General features: G+C 70.9%; 16 protein-coding genes. 15 read left to right on the plus strand and 1 reads right to left on the minus strand.

The window, feature by feature from the left end:
* Positions 1–61: 61 nt before the first annotated feature.
* The 7 genes from prcB to ACQEV1_RS25900 all read left to right on the plus strand — a co-directional run bounded on the left by prcB (position 62) and on the right by ACQEV1_RS25900 (position 6,537).
* Positions 62–811, plus strand: a complete 750-nt coding sequence (gene prcB / locus ACQEV1_RS25870) for a proteasome subunit beta (protein ID WP_432705588.1) — start codon at positions 62–64, stop codon at positions 809–811.
* Between the two features lie 47 nt (positions 812–858).
* Positions 859–1,605, plus strand: a complete 747-nt coding sequence (gene prcA / locus ACQEV1_RS25875; RefSeq protein ID WP_285624956.1) for a proteasome subunit alpha — start codon at positions 859–861, stop codon at positions 1,603–1,605.
* 207 nt (positions 1,606–1,812) lie between these two features.
* On the plus strand, positions 1,813–3,171 hold the full coding sequence (gene pafA / locus ACQEV1_RS25880; RefSeq protein ID WP_285583202.1) for a Pup--protein ligase: 1,359 nt from the start codon (positions 1,813–1,815) through the stop codon (positions 3,169–3,171).
* Positions 3,172–3,255: 84 nt separating this feature from the next.
* The gene (locus ACQEV1_RS25885; protein WP_433396643.1) at positions 3,256–4,383 is read left to right on the plus strand and encodes an FKBP-type peptidyl-prolyl cis-trans isomerase; all 1,128 of its coding nucleotides are present in this window, start codon (positions 3,256–3,258) and stop codon (positions 4,381–4,383) included.
* Positions 4,384–4,408: 25 nt separating this feature from the next.
* Positions 4,409–5,323: an FKBP-type peptidyl-prolyl cis-trans isomerase gene (locus tag ACQEV1_RS25890; RefSeq protein WP_285624623.1), complete on the plus strand. Its 915-nt coding sequence runs from the start codon at positions 4,409–4,411 to the stop codon at positions 5,321–5,323.
* A gap of 53 nt (positions 5,324–5,376) precedes the next feature.
* Positions 5,377–6,027, plus strand: coding sequence for a helix-turn-helix transcriptional regulator (locus ACQEV1_RS25895; protein WP_285624621.1), 651 nt, complete (start codon positions 5,377–5,379; stop codon positions 6,025–6,027).
* Between the two features lie 33 nt (positions 6,028–6,060).
* Positions 6,061–6,537: a DUF3291 domain-containing protein gene (locus tag ACQEV1_RS25900; protein WP_433396645.1), complete on the plus strand. Its 477-nt coding sequence runs from the start codon at positions 6,061–6,063 to the stop codon at positions 6,535–6,537.
* A gap of 172 nt (positions 6,538–6,709) precedes the next feature.
* Here ACQEV1_RS25900 and ACQEV1_RS25905 read toward each other — a convergent pair whose 3' ends face one another.
* Positions 6,710–7,780, minus strand: a complete 1,071-nt coding sequence (locus ACQEV1_RS25905) for a DUF3866 family protein (RefSeq protein ID WP_433396647.1) — start codon at positions 7,778–7,780, stop codon at positions 6,710–6,712.
* Positions 7,781–7,830: 50 nt separating this feature from the next.
* On the opposite strand from ACQEV1_RS25905, the gene ACQEV1_RS25910 reads away from it, so the two are divergent.
* From ACQEV1_RS25910 to ACQEV1_RS25945, 8 genes are all read left to right on the plus strand, one after another.
* Positions 7,831–8,775: a helix-turn-helix transcriptional regulator gene (locus tag ACQEV1_RS25910; RefSeq protein ID WP_285583191.1), complete on the plus strand. Its 945-nt coding sequence runs from the start codon at positions 7,831–7,833 to the stop codon at positions 8,773–8,775.
* A gap of 64 nt (positions 8,776–8,839) precedes the next feature.
* The gene (locus tag ACQEV1_RS25915; RefSeq protein WP_285624615.1) at positions 8,840–9,778 is read left to right on the plus strand and encodes a WYL domain-containing protein; all 939 of its coding nucleotides are present in this window, start codon (positions 8,840–8,842) and stop codon (positions 9,776–9,778) included.
* 61 nt (positions 9,779–9,839) lie between these two features.
* Positions 9,840–10,025 carry a hypothetical protein gene (locus ACQEV1_RS25920; RefSeq protein ID WP_285583187.1) on the plus strand — a complete coding sequence of 62 codons (186 nt, stop codon included), beginning with the start codon at positions 9,840–9,842 and terminating at the stop codon, positions 10,023–10,025.
* Between the two features lie 63 nt (positions 10,026–10,088).
* Positions 10,089–10,400: a Sec-independent protein translocase subunit TatA gene (tatA, locus tag ACQEV1_RS25925; protein WP_285624612.1), complete on the plus strand. Its 312-nt coding sequence runs from the start codon at positions 10,089–10,091 to the stop codon at positions 10,398–10,400.
* Positions 10,401–10,484: 84 nt separating this feature from the next.
* A complete protein-coding gene (gene tatC / locus ACQEV1_RS25930; protein ID WP_285624609.1) occupies positions 10,485–11,309 on the plus strand; it encodes a twin-arginine translocase subunit TatC in 825 nt (274 codons plus the stop codon).
* Positions 11,310–11,428: 119 nt separating this feature from the next.
* On the plus strand, positions 11,429–12,388 hold the full coding sequence (locus ACQEV1_RS25935) for an IS481 family transposase (protein WP_433393274.1): 960 nt from the start codon (positions 11,429–11,431) through the stop codon (positions 12,386–12,388).
* A gap of 53 nt (positions 12,389–12,441) precedes the next feature.
* Complete coding sequence (locus tag ACQEV1_RS25940; protein WP_433396650.1) at positions 12,442–13,020, plus strand: TetR/AcrR family transcriptional regulator; 579 nt, start codon at positions 12,442–12,444, stop codon at positions 13,018–13,020.
* A 238-nt stretch (positions 13,021–13,258) separates the two neighbouring features.
* Entirely contained in the window at positions 13,259–15,979 is a 2,721-nt protein-coding gene (locus tag ACQEV1_RS25945) for a DEAD/DEAH box helicase (protein WP_433396652.1), read from the plus strand.
* Positions 15,980–15,989: the final 10 nt, after the last annotated feature.

Raw genomic sequence — 15,989 nt, forward strand, 5'->3', positions numbered from 1 at the left:
TGCGTTCGCGAGCCAGAGCCCCTCGTCGTTCACCGAGTTCCTGGCGGTGCACTCGCCGAACATGCTGCCGGGGAACCGGGAGCTGCCGGCGGGCGTGTCCGCGGGTGAGCACTTCCCCCACGGCACGACGATCGTGTCGGTGACGTTCCCGGGCGGTGTGGTGATGGGCGGGGACCGGCGGGCGACCGCGGGCAACGTCATCGCGCAGCGTGACATCGAGAAGGTCTTCCGCGCCGACGAGTACTCCGCGATCGCGATCGCGGGCACGGCCGGCATCGGCCTGGAGGTCGTGCGGCTGTTCCAGGTCGAGCTGGAGCACTACGAGAAGATGGAGGGCCGCACGCTCTCGCTGGAGGGCAAGGCCAACCGGCTCGCGACGATGGTGCGCGGCAACCTCGGCATGGCGCTGCAGGGGCTCGTGGTGGTGCCGCTGTTCGCGGGCTATGACGAGGAGCGCGAGGCGGGCCGCATCTTCAGCTATGACGCGGCCGGCGGCCGTTACGAGGAGCACGAGTTCCACAGCATCGGCTCGGGCTCGGTGTTCGCGCGCGGCGCGCTGAAGAAGCTCTTCCGGTCCGATCTGTCGGAGGAGGAGGCGGTTCTCGCCTCGATCCACGCGTTGTACGACGCCGCCGACGACGACTCCGCGACGGGTGGCCCGGACCTGACGCGCCGGATCTTCCCGGTGATCTCGGTGGTCACGGCGGACGGTTACCGGCGGATGCCGGACGGCCGGGTCGGTGAGCTGGTGGAGTCGGTCGTGCAGGGGCGGATGAGCGCTCCCGGCGGCCCGCCCGCGCCGTTGCGATGACCAGCCGACCAATGACGATCGAGTAGTGAGGAACGCCACCGGTGTCCATGCCGTTCTACGTGTCGCCCGAACAGGCGATGAAGGACAAGGCCGACTACGCCCGCAAGGGCATCTCACGGGGCCGCAGCGTGGTCGTGCTGCAGTACGCCGACGGCATTCTGTTCGTGGCGGACAACCCGTCGCGGGCCCTGCACAAGATCAGTGAGATCTACGACCGGATCGCGTTCGCGGCGGTCGGCAAGTACAACGAGTTCGAGAATCTCCGGCAGCAGGGCGTGCGGTACGCCGACGTGAACGGCTACATGTACGACCGCCGTGACGTCACGGCGCGGGGTCTGGCCAACGCGTACGCGACGGCGCTGGGCACGGTCTTCACCGAGTCGAACAAGCCGTTCGAGGTGGAGATCGTGGTGGCCGAGGTGGGCGCGGACGTGGCGTCGGACCAGATCTACCGGCTGACGTTCGACGGTTCGGTCGCCGACGAGCAGGGTTATGTCGCGATGGGCGGTCAGGTCGACCAGGTGGCGTCGGCGCTGAAGGACCGGTTCGAGGAGGGTCTGCCGCTCGCGCGTGCGCTGGGGGTCGGGGTGCACGCGCTGGAGCAGCAGGACGCGGACCGGCATCTGGAGGCGGGTCAGCTGGAGGTGGCGGTGCTGGACCGCAACCGGGACCACCGGTTGTTCCGCAGGCTGCCGGCGGCGCGGATCAAGCAGTTGCTGGAAGAGGCGGAGCAGGCCGGCGGGGCGTCGGAGGGCGGCGCCTCCCAAGGCGACGAAGGCGACGCCGGCGAGTAAGGCCCTGGCGGCACCCGTCGTGATCATCCCAGGTCACGGCGGGTGTCGTCGTTTTTGATCTACAATGTAAAGGCGCCGGCCGGGGTCACGGTGGGCTCAACGATGGGGTCATTCGTCCGATCCGCGGCCGGTTGTGGCGCTTTCGTGACCGGTACAGCCGGGCGTGATCTCTACCAACTGCGGTCCTCTGACACATAGCCTTGCGGTGTGGACAGGCGCATCTTCGGGTTGGAGAACGAGTACGGCGTTACGTGCACCTTCCGCGGGCAGCGGCGGTTGTCACCCGACGAGGTGGCCCGCTACCTGTTCCGCCGGGTGGTGTCGTGGGGCCGTAGCAGCAACGTGTTCCTGCGCAACGGGGCACGGCTGTACCTCGATGTCGGAAGTCATCCTGAGTACGCGACGCCCGAGTGTGACAGCGTCGATGAGCTCGTCGTGCACGACAAGGCGGGTGAGCGGATCCTCGAGGGTCTCCTCGTGGACGCCGAGCGGCGGCTGCGCGAGGAGGGGATCGCGGGGGACATCTATCTCTTCAAGAACAACACCGACTCGGCCGGCAACTCCTATGGCTGCCACGAGAACTACCTGGTGGGACGGCACGGCGAGTTCGGCCGGCTGGCCGATGTGCTGATCCCGTTCCTGGTGACACGGCAGATCATCTGCGGCGCCGGCAAGGTGCTGCAGACGCCGCGCGGCGCGGTGTACTGCGTGAGCCAGCGCGCGGAGCACATCTGGGAGGGCGTGTCGTCGGCGACGACGCGGTCGCGGCCGATCATCAACACGCGGGACGAGCCGCACGCGGACGCGGAGCGGTTCCGGCGGCTGCACGTGATCGTCGGCGACTCGAACATGAGCGAGACGACGATGCTGCTCAAGGTCGGGGCGACCGACCTGGTGCTGCGCATGGTCGAGGCCGGTGTGGTGATGCGCGACCTGACGCTGGAGAACCCCATCCGGGCGATCCGCGAGGTCAGCCACGACATGACCGGGCGGCGCAAGGTCCGGCTGGCGAACGGACGGGAGGCCAGTTCGCTGGAGATCCAGTCGGAGTACCTCGACAAGGCGCGTGACTTCGTGGACCGGCGCGGCGCGGACCCGGTGGTGCTGCGCGTGCTGGACCTGTGGGAGCGGACCCTGCGCGCCGTGGAGACGGGCGATCTGGACCTGGTGGCGCGGGAGATCGACTGGGTGACGAAGTACCAGCTGATCGAGCGGTACCGGCGGAAGTACGACCTGCCGCTGAGCTCGCCCCGGGTGGCGCAGCTGGACCTGGCGTACCACGACGTGCACCGCGGGCGCGGCCTGTACTACCTGCTGGAGCGGCGCGGGTCGGTGGACCGGGTGGCGCGGGATCTGGCGATCTTCGAGGCGAAGTCGGTGCCGCCGCAGACGACCCGTGCGCGGCTGCGCGGGGAGTTCATCCGGCGGGCGCAGGAGAAACGCCGGGACTTCACGGTGGACTGGGTGCACCTGAAACTGAACGATCAGGCCCAGCGCACGGTGCTGTGCAAGGACCCGTTCCGCTCGGTGGACGACCGTGTCGACAAGTTGATCGCGGGAATGTGACCGCGTTCTCACGCTACCTTTAGGTGCCTGCTACAAGGTTGGGTGCGTTCGTGCTGTCGTCATGCCCGCGAAACGGTGGAGAAGATGTCTGAAGTCGAAGGCCGCGAGGAAACGGAGACCGAGGGGACCGAGGAGGAGCCCCAGCAGGACGCCCGGCCGAAGGTGACGATGCCGCAGGCCCGGGACATCAGCCGTAGCGAGTTCACTCCGCACGCGCTCGGTTCCAAGAACCGCTCGGCGCCGCGCAAGGGGACGCGCAAGGCCGCCAAGCGGCGTCAGATCATCTACTCGGTGGCGGGCGCGGTCGTGGTGCTGGCGCTCATCGGCGCGGGCATCTGGTGGGAGACGCGGCCGGCGCCGTCGGTGAAGTTCAAGGGCGCGTTCGGCAAGGCGCCGTCGGTGTCGGTGCCCAAGGCCAAGCCGGCGGTCAAGCAGAGCGTCAAGGAGCTGATCCACGGCTCCGGGCCGAAGATCAGCACCAACGACTTCGTCGTCGCGCACCTGGTGGCCTACCAGTGGGCGGCCAAGCCCCAGAAGACCCACGAGCCGCTGCTGGACACCTTCAAGCAGAACAAGCCGGCCGCGAACACCGCGAGCCAGCTGACCGGGCTGCCGGCGCTGGACAAGGAGATCGTGGGCCGTACGCCGGGCACGCGGCTGGAGCTGACCCTGCCGTACAAGGTGGTCGGCGACCAGGTCGCGCAGGCGCTGAAGCTGGGTGCCGGCGATGACCTGGTGCTGTCGGTCGACGTGCTGAAGGCCTACGGCAAGACGGCGTCGGTGCAGGGCACGCAGCAGAAGATCGACGCGCAGTTCCCGCAGGTCACGCCGGGCGCGCCGGGCCAGGCGCCGACGGTGAAGATCCCGTCGGGTTCGGCGCCGAAGAAGCTGGAGGTCCAGACGCTGATCGAGGGCACCGGCAAGGCGGTCGCCAAGGGTCAGACGCTGGTCGGTCAGTACGACGGTGTGCTGTGGCGCACCGGCAAGGAGTTCGACTCCAGCTACAAGCACGGCGCTCCGGCCGGATTCCCGATCGGCGTCGGGCAGGTGATCCCGGGCTGGGACAAGGCGCTGGTGGGCAAGAAGATCGGCAGCCGGGTGCTGGTGATCGTCCCGCCGAAGGAGGGCTACGGCTCGACCGGGTCGCCGCAGGCGGGCATCAAGGGCACCGACACCCTCGTGTTCGTTGTCGATATTCTCGACGCGATCTGATCACCCGGTCGCTGGAGGTCGGCGTATGCGGCGTGCCGCCCCGTGGGTCGTGCTGGCCCTCCTCGCCTCGTGCGTTGTCGCGTGCAGCGGTGGAGGGCCGCCCGACGGGGTGAAGGTGGCCGGAGCGGTCGGCCGGCAGCCGGCGGTGACGATCCCGGGGTCGGCGCCCGGCGGCAAGCTGGGCGTCAAGACCCTGCATTCGGGCAAGGGCGCCAAGGTGGCGGCCGGCGACCTGGTCGCGGCGAACTACGTCGGGTACCGCTGGAACGGCGGTGACCACAAGCTGATCGCCAGCAGTTACGACTCGGGCCGCCCGGCGATGTTCCCGTACGGGCACCTGGTGCCGGGGCTGAACCGGGCGCTGGCCGGGCAGCGCCCGGGCGGCCGGGTGGTGGCGGTGATCCCGCCGGGACAGGGGTACGGCTCGCAGGGCTACGCGGCGCTGCAGATCGGCGGCAACGACTCGCTGGTGTTCGTGCTGGACGTGCTGGCCGTCTACCCCAACGGCGCGTCCGCGCACGGCACGCCGGAGCAGCAGACCGAGGCGGGCCTGCCGCGGGTGACGACGGGCGCGGTGCCGTCGATGACGATTCCGTCGGCGCGCCCGCCGGCGAAGCTGACCGTGCGCACGATCGTGCGGGGCACGGGCCGGCCGGTGGAGGCCAAGCAGGTCGTGGTCTATCACGATCTGGGCCAGATCTGGCGTGGCCGCAAGACGTTCGAGTCCTCGCGCGGCCGGGGCCATCCGGACTCGGTGGTGGTCGGCGCCCGGCAGATGATCGACGGGTGGGACCGCGCGGTCGTCGGCAAACCGGTGGGCAGCCGGGTGCTGGTGGTGGTTCCGCCGAGCGCGGGGTACGGCGCGAAGGGTCATTCGGCGTCGGGTATCACGCGCAGCGACACGCTGGCGTTCGTGATCGACATCATCGCCGCGTACTGACCCGCGGCGCGCTCCCTGCCGCGCTTCCTGCTGCGCTTCCTACAATCGGGCGCGTGAGCGATGTGGAGGCCATCACGGCCCTGGGTGATCCGGTACGGCGGCGGGTGTACGACTACGTGGTCGCCCAGGATCACGAGGTGGGGCGGGCCGAGGCCGCCGACGCGGCCGGGATCCAGCGGACGCTGGCGGCGTTCCATCTCGACCGGCTGGCCGACGCGGGCCTGCTCGACGTGGTGTTCCGCCGTCCGCCCGGCCGGTCCGGCCCGGGGGCGGGCCGGCCCGCCAAGCTCTACCGGCGCTCCGCGGTCGATCACGTCGTGAGCCTGCCGCCGCGTGACTACGGCACGCCGGCGGCGCTGCTCGCGGAGGTCGTGGAGTCGCTGGGGGCCGAGGGCGACCTGGAGCGGGTGGCGCGGCGTCACGGCCGTACGGCGGGGGAGTCGGCGGAGGGCGGCGTCGAGGAGGTGCTGGCCCGGCAGGGCTACGAGCCGTACCGGGCGGATGGCGCGGCCGGGGTGGTCCGGATGCGCAACTGCCCGTTCCACGCGGTGGCCCGGGAGTTCCCGCCGCTGGTCTGCGGCATGAACCTCGCCCTGGTGGAGGGCCTGCTCGAAGGCATGGGGGAGACGGAGCTGCGGGCACGGATGCGGGCACGGCCGGGGGAGTGCTGTGTGGAGATCACTTCTAAAAATAATGATGATTGACAATAGAGCGCCGCGGATGATCTGCTGTCGCCCATGACGGATCATCACCTCGCACAGCTCAACGTCGGACGCCTGTGTCATCCCCTCGACACCGCTGAGGCGGCCGGCTTCGTGACCGGCCTCGAGCCGATCAACGCCCTGGCCGACAACTCACCGGGCTTCGTGTGGCGCCTGGTCGACGAGGAGGGCCGAGACGCGACGGCGATCCGCCCGTACGGCGACGACATGATCGTCAACCTGTCGGTGTGGGAGTCGTTCCAGGCCCTGTGGGACTTCACGTACCGCTCGGACCACCTGGAGTACATCCGGCGCCGCCGCGAGTGGTTCACGCGGATGGCGGAGCCGTTCACGGTGCTGTGGTGGGTACCGGCGGGCCACCTGCCGTCGGTGGAGGAGGCCCTGTCCCGCCTGACCCGCCTGCGCGAAGCGGGCCCGGCCCCGGAGGCCTTCACCTTCCGCCACCGGTACGAGCCGGACGGCGGCCTCGCCGTTACGGGATCTGCGACGTGAACCCACCGGCGCTCGACCGCCGGCGGGGAGCCCCTGACTCGCCTGTGCGACGTGGCCCGGCCTCAGGGACGTGCACCCTTCGCCGCCACGTGATCTACAACGTAAAGGCGCCGGGCCGGGGCCATTCGCCCGATCCGGCAAGGTCCCGGCCGGACGTTCGAGGCCGGTCGGCTCAGCCGAGCAGGGCGGCGGCGTGGCGTCCGGCGGCGGCGGCGGTCAGGAAGCCGGCGAGGTCCTCATCCAGCCCCCGGCCCATCGTCGACAGGCGTACCGGCGACGCGCGCAGCGCCTCCTCCAGCCCGTCGACCGGCACGCTGACCAGCTCATGGCGTTCGCCGAGCGGTGCGGCGTCGGCGGCCACGCGCGCGCCGAACTCGCCCGGCAGCTCCGGCACCACCACCTGGGCCCGTGTGAGCGCCACCCGGCCGTAGGCGGTCAGGCTGTGGTGGGAGACCCCCTGGTGGCGTTCGCGGGCGTCGGCCTCGCTGACCCGCAACGAGGCGATCGGCCGGCCGCCGAGCACGCCCGCGGCGTTCACCGCCTCGCCGGCCGACACGCCCGAGAATCCCCAGCGCGTGCCGGTGCCGAGGTTGCCCGGTCCCTGCGCGACGACCGCGACCTCCGCCTCCAGCACGAGGCGTGCGGCCAGCAGCCCGGTGTGCAGGGTCACCGCCTCCAGGTCGCCGCCGAAGGCCTGCCCGGTGGTGACGACCGCGGCCAGGGCTCCGGCCTCGCGCAGGGCCGCGGCCGCGCGGGAGAACCACGACGGCAGCGCGCCGCCGTCCGGCATCACGTAGACGACACGCGTGCCCGGCCGGTCGCGGTGCAGACCCGCGACGATCGCCGGCAGCGCCGAGTGCAGGTCGGCGACGATCACCGGCATCCCGTCGACCGAGTCGGCTTCGCGGAGCAGCTCGTGGTGCGGGGAGTCCTGCTCGTCGGCGCCGAGCACGGTCGCCTGCAGCGGCGTGTAGCGGGCCTTGACGAGATGGCCCGGGCCCGAGGGATCTGGCGGAAAACGGTCCGGTAGGGCCACCACCATGGCGTACCCTCCGGTGCCAAGGCCCATGGCGAGCGCCGTAGTGTTGAGCAGCACCGCGTCGCCCACCTGGGGCGATCCCACCAGTGCCGGGTATGCCAGCGCGCGGGCCGCGCCGTCGTGGTCGATCTCCACGTCGAGTTCCACCGCGCCGGGCCACTCCCGGCGTATGTTGACAACCGTGCCTTTGCGCCATCGGATCACCCGCCAACGGTAGCGTCGGAGGCCACGGGGACGGGTCCAAAGGAGTGCCGATGTCGCGCCGCAAGACCGAGCGGTTGCTCAATCTCGTGGTGTGCCTGCTGGCCACCCGCAGATATCTCACCGCGGAGCAGATCCGCCAGGCCGTGCCGGGCTATCCCGACGGCTCCGAGGCGTTCAAGCGCATGTTCGAACGCGACAAGGAGGAGCTGCGAGAGCTCGGCGTCCCGCTGGAGACCGGCAGCGAGGGCGAGGAGGACACCGGCTACCGCATCCAGCGCCAGGCGTACGAGCTGCCGGAGATCCAGCTGGAGCCCGACGAGGCCGCGGTGCTGGGCCTGGCCGCGCGGGTGTGGCAGCGCGCCAGCCTCGCCGAGGCGGCCTCCGGGGCGCTGCTGAAGCTGCGCGCCGCCGGCGTGGACACCGCCGAGGCCGCCTCTCTGGGCATCGAGCCGCGAGTCGACACGCACGAGCCGGCGTTCCCCGCTCTGTGGCGCGCCGTACGGGACCGCCGGCCGGTCGCCTTCGACTACCAGGGGATCGGGCGCAGCGCGCCACAGCGGCGTCACCTGGAGCCGTGGGGAGTGGTGAGCCGCCGCGGCCGCTGGTACGTCGCGGGTCACGACCGTGACCGCGGGCAGGTGCGGGTGTTCCGCCTCAGCCGCATCCTCGGCGTCGTCTCCGGCGACGGGTCGGCCGGCGAGGTCGTGGTGCCGGACGGCGTCGACGTCCGCGAGATCGTGGCCGCCAGCAGCACTCCGGCGCCGGACCGCCGCAGCGCCACGGTGCGGCTGCGTCAGGGTGCCGCCCACGGCATCCGCCGGTGGGCCGCGGACGTACGGCCCGACGAGGGCGAGTGGGACCGCGCCGAACTGGGCTTCGCCGACGTCGACCGGCTCGTGGACTACCTGGCCGGGTTCGCCGACGACGTGGTCGTCATCGGCCCGCCCGACGTACGCGACGCGATGATTCAGCACCTTAAGGCGGTTTTGGCATGAGCGAACGCGGTGAGCGAATCGAGAACACGGCGTTCTGGACCACTCCTCCGACGAAGGAGGGCTCATGAGCTCCGCGGATCGTCTTACGCGTCTGCTCGCGCTCGTCCCGTACGTCGTCTCGCGCAGCTCGGTCAGCGTCGCCGAGGCCGCCGCGGCGTTCGAGGTCAGCGAGAAGCAGCTCATCGACGACCTGAACCTCTTGTGGTGCGTCGAGCTGCGCGCGCCCGACCCGTACTGCCCGATCGACCTGTCCTACGAGGGCGGTGAGATCGTCGTCAGCGAGGCCGAGTCGATCAGCCGCCCGCTGCGGCTCGACGTGGACGAGGCCGCGGCGTTGCTCATCGCGCTGCGCACGCTCGCCGAGATCCCCGAGCACGGCGACGCGCTCAGCCGCGTCATCGCCAAGCTGGAGGTCGCCGCCGGCAACGCCGCGCAGCCGAGCAGCCAGGTGTCGGTGCAGGTGGAGGTGCGCCCGGACATCCTCCTCCAGGTGCGCGCCGGGCTAGACGAGGGCCGCCGGCTGCGGATGACCTACTACGTGCCGGGGCGCGACGAGAACACCGAACGCGACGTCGACCCGATGCGCCTGCTCCTGGTGGACGGCTGGTCCTACCTGGAGGGCTGGTGCCGCCGGGCCGAGGCGGTGCGCCTGTTCCGGCTCGACCGCATCGTCGAGCTGGAGGTCCTCGACGTCGCCGCGCGGATCCCGGAGGAGGCCGAGCCGGTCGACGTCGACCGCGGCCTGTTCCGGCCGTCACCCGACGACACCAAGGTGATCATCGAGCTGACGCCGTCCGGGCGCTGGGTCGCCGACCACTACCCCTGCGAGAGCGTCACCGAGCTGGGGGAGGGCCGGCTGCGCGTCGAGCTGCGCACTCGAGACACGCGGTGGGTCCGCCGCCTGGCGCTGCGGCTGGCCGGCGACGGCGCCATCGTCGCCCCCGCCGACCTGGCCGAGAGCGTCCGTGACGACGCCGAACGCGCCCTCGATCAGTACGCCTGACCGGGCCTGCCCGGGACTCGCCGCGGGCGGGGCCCGCTACGGGGCGTGTAGTCTCGGGCCCGTGCCGTGGGTGATGTTGTTCATCGGACTGACCTTCGCCGGGCTGGTCGTGATCGCCGTCTGCGCGATCAAGGTTTTCCTCGCCGTTCGCGATCTCGGCCGTGAAATCCAGCACACCAGGGGGCGTCTGGCGCCAAAACATTCGGCGCTGCGCACCGCGGCGCGCCGTTTGGAAGAAACGGGGTAGTGAGCCACCCGGCCGGACGGCGTACGATCAGGGGAGAACCGGCCACTGCTGAAGAGGACTGTCATGGATCTTGGCCCGTGGGAGATCGCGATCATCGCGGTCGTCATTCTGGTGCTGTTCGGCTCGGCGAAGTTGCCTCAGGCGGCGCGTTCGCTCGGGCGTTCGATGCGCATCTTCAAGTCCGAGACCAAGGGTCTGATCGGCGACGATGACGAGAAGCAGAACACGTCGCAGGACGCTCGCTCGGAGGCCGCGCGGTTGCGTGCCGAGGCCGCGCGTCTCGAGGCGCAGGCCGGTCCGCAGGAGCTGAAGGCCCCGGCGGACGACGCCGTGAGAGAAGGCGTTCCGGTACGCCAGACGGAGCACGGCAAGTAATCCTGACGAGCCGGAGCACACAATCACATGTCGGCGATGAAGTCCCTGCGGCGTGCCTCCCGAACGCCGAACCCGGATGGGCGCATGCCGCTCATGGAGCACATCCGTGAGCTGCGCAACCGGATCCTCAAGGCGCTACTCGGGATCGTCGCGGGGGGCATCGTCGGCTGGATCTTCTACGATCCGATCTGGCGGGTCCTCCAGCATCCGTACTGCAAGATCCCGCAGGCCCACCGCCTCAACGGGCAGTGCGCGCTGACCACGACCGGGATCCTCGACCCGTTCGTGCTGCGGATCAAGATCTGTCTGATCATCGGATTGGTGCTCGCCTCGCCGATCTGGCTTTACCAGCTCTGGGCGTTCGTGGCACCCGGGCTCTACCAGCGGGAGCGGCGCTGGACGTACGTCTTCATGGGCGGAGCGATCCCGCTGTTCGCGGCGGGCGCGTTCCTGGCCTACGAGACGCTCGACAAGGGCCTGGGCATCCTGCTCGGCTTCACGCCGGACCACGTCGTCCCGATCGTGACGATCACCAGCTATCTCGGCTACGCCGTCGCGATGCTGCTGATCTTCGGGGCGACGTTCGAACTGCCCCTGTTCGTCGTCATCCTGAACTTCGCCGGTGTGCTGACGCACGCGCGGATCAAGAAGTGGCGGCGCACCCTCGTCTTCGGCATCTTCGTGTTCGCCGCGGTCGCCACGCCGAGCCAGGACCCGTTCACGATGCTGGCGCTGGCCCTGCCGACCGTCGTGCTGTTCGAGGTCGCCGAGGTGATCGCCTACGTCCACGACCGGCGCAAGGCCGCCCGGCCCGACCCGTACGCCCACCTGTCCGACGACGAGGCCTCCCCGCTGGACATGAGCGACCTGGACGAGGTGGAGGACCTGGAGGACACCCCGCGCTCCTAGGTGTGCTGTCCGGGGACGTTGGTGACAGGCGACACGCCCTGGGTGGTTCTTGAACAAGGGGAGGGCCTTCTGGTTTCGGTGTGGATTGCGACATCTGCACCGACGTCCAGGAGGCCCTCATGCCCCACCGTAATGCCCCGCTGACCCCGACCGGCCGCCTGCGCCTGGCCCAGTGCATCGTTGAGGACGGCTGGCCACTACGCCGGGCCGCCGAACGCTTCGGCGTCAGCCACACCACCGCCGCACGCTGGGCCACCCGCTACCGGCAACTGGGCGCCGCCGGCATGCATGACCGCTCCAGCCGCCCGCACCACAGCCCGCGCCGAACCCCACCACAAATCGAGGCACACGTGGTCGCGCTGCGCCGGGCGCACCGCATCGGCCCGCTCCGGCTGGCCGCCCGCACCGGCATCGCGCCCTCCACCGCTCACCGCATCCTGACCCGCCACGGCCTGCCACCCCTGGCGGTCTGTGACCGCGCCACCGGCGAACCCATCCGCCGCTACGAACGCCAACGCCCCGGCGACCTGGTCCACATCGACGTCAAGAAACTCGGCCGCATCCCCGACGGCGGCGGACACAAGACCCTGGGCCGCGCCGCCGGCCGCAAAAACCAGCGACGTGCCGGCATCGGCTACCTGTACCTGCACACCGCCCTGGACGACCACTCCCGCCTGGCCTACACCGAAACCCTCACCGACGAGACCGCCGCCACCTGCGCCGCCTTCCTCGTCCGCGCCACCGCGTGGTTCGCCGCCCGCGGCATCACCATCCAACGGGTCCTGACCGACAACGCCTGGGCCTACACCAAGACCACCTGGCGCACCATCTGCGACGAACTGGGCATCAGCCCTCGCTGGACCCGGCCCTACCGGCCCCAGACCAACGGCAAGGTCGAACGATTCCACCGCACCCTGACCGAGGAATGGGCCTACCACCAGCCCTACACCTCAGAAACCGAACGCCAAACCGTCCTCATCGACTGGCTGGACTGGTACAACTACCACCGACCCCACACCGGCATCGGCGGCCAAACCCCAGCCAGCCGCGTCACCAACCTGTCCGGACAGCACACCTAGGGCGCGCATCGGGTTGCCGCCGCTTGATTGTCTAGCGATGCTAGGATCGAGTCGTGTCGGTACAGGAACGTAAGGAGCGCGAACGGGCGGCCCGCGAACGCCTCATCCTGGCGACGGCCCGCGAGATCGCCGAGCAACAGGGCTGGGACGCGGTCACCACCCGCCGGCTGGCCGAGCGCATCGAATACAGCCAGCCCGTCCTCTACAGCCATTTCCGCGGCAAGCGGGAGATCATCGGCGCCGTCGCCCTCGAAGGCGCCACCGAGATGGCCGCGACGCTGCGGGCCGCGGCCGCCGCCGCGGACGGACCTCGCGCCCGGGTCACCGCCCTCGCCCGCGCCTACCTCGACTTCGCCGCACGCAACCCGGCGGTCTACGACGCCATCTTTCAGCTCGACGGCGGCCTGGCCTTCGCGCACGAGGACACCCCGCCACCGCTGAAGGACGCCTTCGCCGCCCTGCTGGAAAGCCTCGGCGAGGTCGCCGGGGACGGCGTCCACCCGGGGCTGTTCACCGAGTTGTTCTGGGCGGGCCTGCACGGGCTGGCCACCCTGACCCGGGCGGGACGGCTGCCGCCGCAGGACACCGAGCCGAGGGTGGAGTTGCTGGTGGACCGGCTCGCCGTACTCTGACGCACCGTCCCGACGCGCACACGGCCGGGGTCCGCGGGCCCCGCTGCCCGTCCGCGGCATCGCTTCCGGTCACTCGCGCCCACACGGCGCAGCCGCAGATCGCCGGGCCCTCCCCAGACGGACACCCGCCCGGAAGCCGCATGCTCATCGATCACGGCCCGACACGCGCCCCAGCCCGGAGGCTGATGATCGTCGGGGCGTGCCGCGTCCCACCCCCGGCTTTCCGTAGGCTTGGACCATGACCACCCCCGCGGAGCGCTATGCCGCGAGCCGTCGGCGTATGGCGGGCTACACGCCGGCGCTGACGGACTTCCAGAGCCTCTACGACTTCGACCTCGACTTCTTCCAGGTCGACGCGTGCCGTGCGCTGGAGAACGGCCATGGCGTCCTCGTCGCCGCCCCGACCGGGTCCGGTAAGACCGTCGTCGGAGAGTTCGCCGTCCACCTGGCCCTGGCCAACGGGCAGAAGTGCTTCTACACCACGCCGATCAAGGCGCTGTCGAACCAGAAGTACGCCGACCTGGTGCGCCGCTACGGCACCGACAAGGTCGGCCTGCTCACCGGCGACAACACCATCAACGGGGAGGCCCCGATCGTCGTCATGACGACCGAGGTGCTCCGCAACATGCTCTACGCCTCCTCCCCGACGCTGTCGGGGCTCGCCTACGTTGTCATGGACGAGGTGCACTACCTGGCCGACCGGTTCCGCGGCGCGGTCTGGGAAGAAGTGATCATCCACCTGCCCGACTCCGTGCGCCTCGCGGCCCTGTCGGCGACGGTGAGCAACGCCGAGGAGTTCGGCGAGTGGCTCCAGGAGGTGCGCGGCGACACCACCGTGATCGTCGACGAGCACCGGCCGGTGCCGCTGTGGCAGCACATGCTGGCCGGCAACCGGCTGTACGACCTGTTCGTCGATGACGAACACACCAAGGTCAACCCGGCGCTGCGCCGCTTCGCGCTGGACGACCTGCGGCGCACGAAGGTCAACCAGGGACGCCGCAGCGGCCGTCGCCGGGAGGCACGCCCGCAGCGGTTCCGGCCGCCGGCCCGCTCGGACGTGATCGACCGCCTCGACCGGGCCGGGCTGCTGCCCGCGATCACCTTCATCTTCAGCCGCGCGGGCTGCGACGCCGCCGTCGAGCAGTGCATGTACGCCGGGTTGCGGCTGACCTCCATGGAAGAGGCCGAGGAGATCCGTGCCCACGTCGAGGAACGCGTCGCCGACATCCCGCGGGAGGACCTGGACGTCCTCGGCTACCGCACCTGGCTGGCCGCCCTCGAACGCGGCCTGGCCGCCCACCACGCCGGGATGCTGCCGACGTTCAAGGAGATCGTCGAGGAGCTGTTCACCGAGGGGCTCATCAAGGCGGTCTTCGCCACCGAGACGCTCGCGCTCGGCATCAACATGCCGGCCCGCACGGTCGTCATCGAACGCCTCGTCAAGTGGAACGGCGAGACGCACGCCGACCTGACGCCGGGAGAGTACACCCAGCTCACCGGCCGGGCGGGGCGGCGCGGCATCGACGTCGAAGGGCACGCCGTCGTGCTGTGGACCCCCGGCGTGGACCCCGGCTCGGTGGCCGGCCTGGCCGGCACCCGCACCTACCCGCTCAACTCCAGCTTCCGCCCGTCGTACAACATGGCCGTCAACCTCGTCGGCCAGTTCGGCCGTGAGCGGGCCCGTACGCTCCTGGAGGAGTCCTTCGCACAGTTCCAGGCCGACCGGGCCGTCGTGGGCCTCGCACGGCAGCTACGGCGCAACGAGGAGGCACTGGAGGGCTACCTGGAGGCCGCCACGTGCCACCTCGGCGACTTCATGGAGTACGCCCGGCTGCGGCGGCGGCTGTCGGACCGGGAGAAGGAGATCGCGCGGGCGCGGTCGGGCGCGCAGCGTGCCGATGCGGCGCGGTCCCTGGAGCGGCTGCGGCCCGGCGACGTCATCGTCGTGCCGAACGGCCGGTGGGCCGGGTTCGCGCTCGTGCTCGAACCCGGTGCCGCCAAGCGCGTCGACGACCCGTCACCGCTCGTGCTGACCGTCAACCGGCAGGTCAAGCAGCTGGCGCTGATGGACTTCCGCGGCCCGGTCGAGCCGGTCGAGCGGGTCCGCATCCCCGCGTCGTTCAGCCGCAAGTCGCCCCAGCACCGCCGTGACCTGGCCTCCACGCTGCGCACCAAGACCGCCGGGCTCGACGCGCCGCGCCCGGCCAGGCGGCCCGAGCCGGCCGGTGAGGACCCGGAGATCAAGGAGTTGCGCCGGCGGCTGCGCGAACACCCCTGTCACGGCTGCGCCGAGCGCGAGGACCACGCCCGGTGGGCCGAACGCTACTTCCGGCTCGAACGCGAGACCGCCGACCTGCGCCGCCGCGTCGAGGGCCGCTCCCAGGTGATCGCCCGGACGTTCGACCGGGTGTGCGCGGTCCTTCAGCAGCTCGGCTACCTGGAGGACGAACGGGTCACCGACGCCGGACGGCGGCTGGGCCGTCTCTACAGCGAGTCGGACCTGCTCACCGCCGAATGCCTGCGCGAGAACGTCTGGGAGGGCCTGGACGCCGCCGAGCTCGCCGCGACCGTGTCCGCGCTCGTCTACGAGTCCCGCACCGACGACCCCAAGGCCCCGCGGATCCCGGCCGGCCCGGTCGGCGAGGCGCTGGCGAACATGGTGAGCCTGGCAGACGACCTCCGCGAGGTCGAACGCGACCACCGCGTGGCGTTCCTGCGCGACCCGGACATGGGCTTCGTGTGGGCCGCCTACCGGTGGGCCCGCGGCCATCAGCTCGACGCGGTGCTCAGCGAGACGGACCTGACCGCGGGTGACTTCGTCCGCTGGGTGAAGCAACTGCTCGACCTGCTGGGCCAGATCGCCGAGGCGGCCCCGCGCGACAGCGGCATCCGAGGGACGGCGGGCAAGGCGATGGACGCGATGCGCCGCGGCGTCGTCGCCTACTCCTCCGTCGCCTGACCGCCCCGCG

Source organism: Actinoallomurus sp. CA-142502, from assembly GCF_050936355.1.
Classification (GTDB): domain Bacteria; phylum Actinomycetota; class Actinomycetes; order Streptosporangiales; family Streptosporangiaceae; genus Actinoallomurus; species Actinoallomurus iriomotensis.

Excerpts from the sequence above, each read along its gene's own strand:
- prcB (WP_432705588.1), top strand. The coding sequence starts at position 62 with ATGCTGCCGGGGAACCGGGAGCTGCCGGCGGGCGTGTCCGCGGGTGAG.
- prcA (WP_285624956.1), top strand. The coding sequence starts at position 859 with ATGCCGTTCTACGTGTCGCCCGAACAGGCGATGAAGGACAAGGCCGAC.
- ACQEV1_RS25885 (WP_433396643.1), top strand. The coding sequence starts at position 3,256 with ATGTCTGAAGTCGAAGGCCGCGAGGAAACGGAGACCGAGGGGACCGAG.
- ACQEV1_RS25890 (WP_285624623.1), top strand. The coding sequence starts at position 4,409 with ATGCGGCGTGCCGCCCCGTGGGTCGTGCTGGCCCTCCTCGCCTCGTGC.
- ACQEV1_RS25900 (WP_433396645.1), top strand. The coding sequence starts at position 6,061 with ATGACGGATCATCACCTCGCACAGCTCAACGTCGGACGCCTGTGTCAT.
- ACQEV1_RS25910 (WP_285583191.1), top strand. The coding sequence starts at position 7,831 with ATGTCGCGCCGCAAGACCGAGCGGTTGCTCAATCTCGTGGTGTGCCTG.
- ACQEV1_RS25915 (WP_285624615.1), top strand. The coding sequence starts at position 8,840 with ATGAGCTCCGCGGATCGTCTTACGCGTCTGCTCGCGCTCGTCCCGTAC.
- tatA (WP_285624612.1), top strand. The coding sequence starts at position 10,089 with ATGGATCTTGGCCCGTGGGAGATCGCGATCATCGCGGTCGTCATTCTG.
- tatC (WP_285624609.1), top strand. The coding sequence starts at position 10,485 with ATGCCGCTCATGGAGCACATCCGTGAGCTGCGCAACCGGATCCTCAAG.
- ACQEV1_RS25935 (WP_433393274.1), top strand. The coding sequence starts at position 11,429 with ATGCCCCACCGTAATGCCCCGCTGACCCCGACCGGCCGCCTGCGCCTG.
- ACQEV1_RS25945 (WP_433396652.1), top strand. The coding sequence starts at position 13,259 with ATGACCACCCCCGCGGAGCGCTATGCCGCGAGCCGTCGGCGTATGGCG.